Below are 5,836 nucleotides of genomic sequence, written 5' to 3' on the forward strand. Positions count from 1 at the left end.
TGAGCACTGGTGGGTTGTTTGCTGCCATTTTCTCGGCCCATTCGCGTATTTTAGCTCCTTCAGAGCGTGTTGGCCTGCCAATCACCAATCCAATTGCCTTTGGCCAGATCGCCGCAGTCCTTGCCTTGCTTGCTTTGGCCGGTATGTGTAGGAATGGCAGTCGGCTTCAAAAAATATATTGTGGTTTTGGTTGCTTGGGTGCAGTCATCGCTGTGTATGCTTCTGGTTCGGCAGGGGCGTTGTTGGGCTTAGTATTTGGCGCTTTGGTACAGCTTGTCTTGCTGGGTCGTTCATCAAAAAACCCAGTGCATACCAAGATTATGTTTATACTATTTTTGGTTTCAGCTGCTATTTTGTTGCCGCTTGCGGTTTTTAAATATGGTCAAATTACTAGCGAAACAACAGCCTTTTTTGCAGGAAAAGGCATGGGAACATCCCAGGGGCAGCGGCTTATAGCAATGGAAATTGCACTCCAAAGCTTTTTCCAGCACCCCCTCTTTGGCATAGGGCCTGGGAACGGTCATCAAGTGATCGCTGCCTACTGCAGTGCGAACCTATGTACTGATCAATTTCAGGGCTGGACGGGCATGCACAACCAGTATCTGGATATTTTGTTGACATCTGGCTTGGTTGGTCTTGCCGGCTGGTTTATATTTTCTATTGGCATTTTTTGTTTGTTTTACAGTAGGTTCCGATCTGGTGTGGCCCGCATCATTTCGGGCGCTGGGTCGTCTGTGGTTGTGGCGATGATGATTTCCGCCTTCCCCCAGCCGCTTTATCATCATAATATCTCTGTGATCTCTTTCTTTTTCACCATCACCTTCCTTTGGTTCTTGGCTTATCCTGCGCCCAAAGAGTTGACAAGTCTTGATGAAAATATGATGAAATAGGCCCATTGGCTCGCCTTGGGCTGTATGAATTTTGGGATTTGCACTTCAAAGCTGCTAGCACCAGTGCCTGCGCAGCTCCTCGCCCAGGTAGCCCCAGAGCTGGGGCTGGAGTGGATGGCGCAGGATCGTGCGGCGGGGATGGCGCCAGGGATGCAGCACCTCATTGGGCTTGGGCCGGCCGTGGAATTTGAGGATGGAGCTGGCCTCCAGCTGGCGCCGCGCCGCCTCGGGATTGCGCCGGGCCAATTTGCGCAGGGCTTTGTAGGAGCTCACCCAGCCTGGGGGCCAGTAGGTGAGGGCGCCGGGAGCATGGTCGCTGAATACCTGAAAGATGAAGTTCTGGTCGCCCGGGAAGGCTGCGGCCGGGTAACGGCCCTGTTGCCAGCACTGCCAAACTGCCTGGGTGTGGGCATCGGGACGGCACCAGAGCACCGATGAGTTGAGAATCGGGTAGTTCCAGTCCCGCACGCCGATCACACTGGAGTGGCTGGTTCGCCCCAGCTCCACCAGGGGGGCCAGGTTGGAGCGGATCACCAGGGTGCTGTCGAGATACAGAAAGGGATCCCCGCCGGTGAGGCCCTGGTCGAACAGTTTCAGCTTGCCGAAAAAGCCCTTCAGGCCGCCTCCCTGCAGATCCCGTACCTCCAGCCGCTGGTGCTTGGTGCTCGGCCCGTCGAAGCGTGCCGGTTCGGGCTGGTCGGTGTACACGATGAAGCGATGGGCTTCGCTGAGGTTGCGGCCCACCATCGCCGCCAGTCGACTTACCCAGAGATCTGGGTAGCGCTGGCCGGTTTGGACCGTCACCACCTGGAGGGTGGGGTGCTCAGGCGGCAAGATTCCTGAACCGGGTGAACTGGGGCTCAAACAGCAGCTTCACCGTGCCCACCGGGCCGTTGCGGTGCTTGGTCACGATCACCTCGGTGATGCCGCGATCGGCCGTTTCCGGGTTGTAGTACTCGTCGCGGTAAATCATCAGCACTAGGTCGGCGTCCTGCTCGATCGAGCCCGATTCGCGCAGGTCGCTCAGCATGGGCCGCTTGTTGGTGCGCGATTCGACGCCGCGGCTGAGCTGGGAGAGAGCCATCACCGGCACGTTGAGTTCGCGGGCCATGCCCTTGAGGCCCCGGGTGATGCGGCTGAGCTCCTGAACCCGGTTGTCGGGGGTGGAGCCCTCCATCAGCTGCAGGTAGTCGATCACGATCAGGCCCAGCTCCTTGCCGGTTTCGGCCATCAGCCGGCGGCAGAGGGAGCGCATCTCCAGCACGCCGGTATTGGGCTTGTCGTCTAAGAAAAGAGGAAGTTGGCCCAGGCTGTTGATGCCCTGGCCCAGCAGGGGCCATTCCTCCTGCTGCAACCGGCCGGTGCGCAGCCGGCCGCTCTCGATGCCCACCTCCATTGAGAGCAGCCGGTAGGTGAGCTGCTCCTTGCTCATCTCCAGCGAGAACACACACACCGGCAGGGCATGGAGCTGGGCCACGTTCTTGGCGATGTTCAGCACGATCGAGGTTTTGCCCATGGCCGGCCGGCCGGCCACGATGATCAGGTCGCTGCGCTGCAGGCCCTGGGTGATGGCATCGAGGTCGTAGAAGTTGCAGGGGATGCCCGCAACGGAGGTGCCGAGTGAGCGGCTCTCGATCTCGTTGAAGGTGCTGGTGAGGATCTCGGCGGTGGGGGTGAGGCCGGTGCTGGGTTTTTCCTGGCTGATGGCGAAGATCTTCTGCTCGGCCTCATCGAGCACCTGCTCCATCGGCTTGCTCTGGTCGAAGCCGAGCCGGATCACCTCGTTGCCGGAGCGGATCAGCTGGCGCCGCAGAAACTTGTCCATCACCAGGCGGGCCACCTGGTCGATCGAGGCGGTGGAGGTGATCCGTTCCACCAGCTCCACCAGCCGCCCCTGGCCGCCCGCCTTTTCGAGGGAGCCGGTGTCGGCCAGCCAGGCGCACATGGCCGTCAGGTCGGTGGGCTTGCCCTGGCTGTGCAGCATCACCGCCGTGCGGTAGATCTCGCGGTGGGCGCCCAGATAAAAGGCCTCCGGTTGCAGCACGTCTGCCACCCGGCCGATGGCGTCAGGATCCAGCAGGATGGCGCCCAGCACCGCCTCCTCCGCCTCCAGGTTTTGGGGTGGAATCGAATCGGGCAGGGCCTCGAAGTTGGCCTCCTCGCGCAGGCGCCGCCGCCCGGCTGGCCTGGGCTCTAGCGGTTCGTCTGCTCCGGCCAGGGCCGCGTTCACCATCGAAAAGCAGGCGGAAAAGGGGGATGCACAGAGCTGATCAGGGGGCCGGTGCTCCGCCCGGGGCAATCAGTTTGCACCGGATCCCCGCAATCGCCCACTTAGGGCGAGGGGGACGGCGCTCAGAAGCTCGCCACTTCCAGGTTGATCTCCGCCACCACTTCCGGGTGCAGCTTCACCTGCACCTTGTAGGAGCCGGTGCGGTGGATATCGGGCACCGTGATGTCGCGGCGATCCACCTCTTTCTTGGTGGCAGCTTCGATGGCCTCGGCCACGTCGCCGTTGGTCACGGTGCCGAAGAGCACGTCATCGCCCCCGGTCTGCTTCTTGACGGTGAAGCGGCCAATGGTGTCAAGGGCGGTGCGGAAGGCCACGGCCTCTGCCTTGAGGGCTGCCTGGCGCTCGGCTTCCTTGGCGCGGCGGGCCTCCACCTGGCGCAGCACGGCGGCGGTGACGGGCACGGCCTTGCCGGTGGGCACCAGGAAGTTGCGGGCGTAACCGGGGGCCACTTCCACCAGGTCACCGTCCTTACCCAGGCTCAGAACGTTTTCGTTGAGGACGACTTGAACGCGCTTGGCCATGGGATCGAACGGGGGGGGGTTGGCGGAGAGCCGATCGGCCAGCTTACGCCAGGGTGCGGGCGCCGGGGTTGGCGGCAGCCGGCAGCCGCACCGCGGTGGCCAGGCCCAGGGCGCGCAGCAGGCGGATGTGCTGCCAGGTGAGGTCGATCTGGCGGCCGAAGCCGTGGCGGGCCGAGTGGGGGAAGGCGTGGTGGTTGTTGTGCCAGCCCTCGCCGAAGGTCAGGGCGGCCACCCAGGGGTTGTTGCGGGAGCCATCACCACTGGCGTGGGCCACTTCGCCCCAGAGGTGGGTGGCCGAGTTGACCAGCCAGGTGCAGTGGTAGACCACCACCAGGCGCAGGGGGATTCCCCAGAGCACCAGGGCCCAGCCACCGGCGCCGGTGACACTGCCGATCCAGAACAGCAGGGCAGCCAGCGGCAATTGCAACAGCAGGAAGTAGTTGTTTAGCCAGCGGTAGTAGGGGTCGCTGGCCAGGTCGCCGGTGAGGCGGGGCACCGCCGCCATGGCGGGGATGGCCTCCAGCATCCAGCCCATGTGGCTCCACCAGAAGCCCTTGAGGCTGGTGTGGTGATCCATTTGGGTATCTGAAAACTTGTGGTGGTGGCGGTGCAGGCCCACCCAGTCGAGGGGGCCGTGCTGGCAGCTCAGTGCTCCGCAGGTGGCGAAGACGCGCTCCAGCCACTTGGGCACCCGGAAGGCGCGGTGGCAGAGCAGGCGGTGGTAGCCGATCGTCACGCCCAGGCAGGCCGTGAGCCAATAGAGCACCAGGAAACTGGCCAGGGCGGGCCCACTCCAGAACTGGGGCAGCAGGGCCACCAATGCCAGTACATGGATGGCCGCCATGAAGCCGATCGTGACCAAGCCGGTGCTTTTGGGCTCGTTGCTGGCTGGGGCTTCGCCGTGGCGGGAGTGGTGCAGGGCCTGGGCCCGCCGTTGGCCGCTGACCCCCCGGCTGATCGAGGCCGGCCGGCGGGTGGCCAGGCGCTGGCTGGCTGGTTTTGCTGGTGCGGCCATAGGGCCCAGGCTCCGATTGAATGACTACAATAGTAGCAATACGAATCCGGATCAGGTGGGTTATCGGGAGGAACTCGCATCGGGGAGGGTTGCCTTCGCCCATCTGATCAAGGTCTGGCACGAGCGCAACGGCTGGTCCCACCGGGTGTTGCCGGCCCTGGCAGAGGCCCTGGATCTGGGCCGGATCCACGGCTCCCAGCTCTCCATGCTGCGCAACGGCAAGCTCGCCTCCCCAGGCCCGGAAGTGTTTCTGGCCCTGGGCCGGATCAACCAGCTGCTGGCCGCCGATGGCCGAGCCGGAGAGCTCGGCGAAGGCCTGCGCCTGCAACTGGTAGACAGCCCCGAGCTGGTGACGACCCTGGAGGCCTCCGCCCTGCCGGTCCAAGATGAGGGGGCTCCGGTGTTGGGTCCTGGCGAGCTGCTGGAGGTATTTGTTGGTCTGCGCCAGCCGCCGCAGGCCTTCGACCTGCGCATCGCCGATGCCGAGGCTGGGCCGTTGAGTGCGGCCTTGGCCCAGCTGCTGACTGCGGGCAGGCCCTGGCGCCTATGCCGCGACCAGTTGATGGAGGCCTATCCGGTGGAGAAGCGCCAGCGGCGCCAGCGTTTTGCCGAGGTGATGGCGGGCCAGCGGGATTTTTCGGCGGCAGAGCTAGACAGCGAACTCGCCGATCTGCGCCGCACCCTGGCCCGGCTCGGGGCCACCGGCGAGGGAGAGCTGGAGGCGGATCAGTTTCTCGAGGTGCTGCGCAGACAGGCCGCCGACCTGGGCCTGAGCGGTGGGGCGGCCGGGGCCCAGTTGGATCTGGCCGCCGCAATCCGCCAGCAGCTGAAGGATCATCGCTAGGGGGATATCGCTAGTGGAACGATTTCCGCTAGTGGAACAATCACCGGTAGCTGGCCTCCCGAATCCGCCTGGCCCAGCCCAGGGAGCGCAGCAGCTTGATGTGCTGCCAGGTGATGTCGAATTCAAACCAGCGCAGGCCGTGGCGGGCCGAATGGGGAAAGGCGTGGTGGTTGTTGTGCCAGCCCTCGCCGAAGCTCAGGATCGCCACCCACCAGCAGTTGCGGGAGAGGTCGGGGCAGTCGAAGTTGCGGTAGCCGCAGAAGTGGGTGGCGGAAT

6 protein-coding genes and 1 pseudogene are annotated in these 5,836 nt (G+C 63.7%); 2 read left to right on the forward strand and 5 right to left on the reverse strand.

Annotated features, from left to right (window positions below; genetic code table 11):
- Positions 1-890 (forward strand): O-antigen ligase (locus KBZ15_RS16785; protein WP_255016355.1); only part of this gene is annotated, 890 nt, incomplete at its 5' end.
- Positions 891-944: 54 nt separating this feature from the next.
- Here KBZ15_RS16785 and KBZ15_RS16790 read toward each other — a convergent pair.
- The 4 genes from KBZ15_RS16790 to KBZ15_RS16805 all read right to left on the reverse strand — a co-directional run bounded on the left by KBZ15_RS16790 (position 945) and on the right by KBZ15_RS16805 (position 4,716).
- The gene (locus tag KBZ15_RS16790; RefSeq protein WP_255016356.1) at positions 945-1,724 is read right to left on the reverse strand and encodes a hypothetical protein; all 780 of its coding nucleotides are present in this window, start codon (positions 1,722-1,724) and stop codon (positions 945-947) included.
- Positions 1,714-3,123, reverse strand: a complete 1,410-nt coding sequence (dnaB, locus tag KBZ15_RS16795; protein ID WP_255016357.1) for a replicative DNA helicase — start codon at positions 3,121-3,123, stop codon at positions 1,714-1,716. Before dnaB ends, KBZ15_RS16790 begins: the two co-directional genes overlap by 11 nt.
- A 119-nt stretch (positions 3,124-3,242) precedes the next feature.
- Positions 3,243-3,701: a 50S ribosomal protein L9 gene (rplI, locus tag KBZ15_RS16800; protein WP_197152383.1), complete on the reverse strand. Its 459-nt coding sequence runs from the start codon at positions 3,699-3,701 to the stop codon at positions 3,243-3,245.
- 43 nt (positions 3,702-3,744) lie between these two features.
- Entirely contained in the window at positions 3,745-4,716 is a 972-nt protein-coding gene (locus KBZ15_RS16805) for a fatty acid desaturase (RefSeq protein ID WP_255016358.1), read from the reverse strand.
- Between the two features lie 55 nt (positions 4,717-4,771).
- On the opposite strand from KBZ15_RS16805, the gene KBZ15_RS16810 reads away from it, so the two are divergent.
- Positions 4,772-5,560, forward strand: coding sequence for a hypothetical protein (locus KBZ15_RS16810; protein ID WP_255016359.1), 789 nt, complete (start codon positions 4,772-4,774; stop codon positions 5,558-5,560).
- Positions 5,561-5,600: 40 nt separating this feature from the next.
- On the opposite strand, the pseudogene KBZ15_RS16815 reads toward KBZ15_RS16810, so the two are convergent.
- A pseudogene (locus tag KBZ15_RS16815) lies at positions 5,601-5,836 on the reverse strand (acyl-CoA desaturase); the annotation flags it as partial.

This window comes from Cyanobium sp. BA20m-p-22, assembly GCF_024346275.1.
GTDB lineage: Bacteria > Cyanobacteriota > Cyanobacteriia > PCC-6307 > Cyanobiaceae > Cyanobium_A.

Excerpts from the sequence above, each read along its gene's own strand:
- dnaB (WP_255016357.1), bottom strand. The coding sequence starts at position 3,123 with ATGGTGAACGCGGCCCTGGCCGGAGCAGACGAACCGCTAGAGCCCAGG.
- rplI (WP_197152383.1), bottom strand. The coding sequence starts at position 3,701 with ATGGCCAAGCGCGTTCAAGTCGTCCTCAACGAAAACGTTCTGAGCCTG.
- KBZ15_RS16805 (WP_255016358.1), bottom strand. The coding sequence starts at position 4,716 with ATGGCCGCACCAGCAAAACCAGCCAGCCAGCGCCTGGCCACCCGCCGG.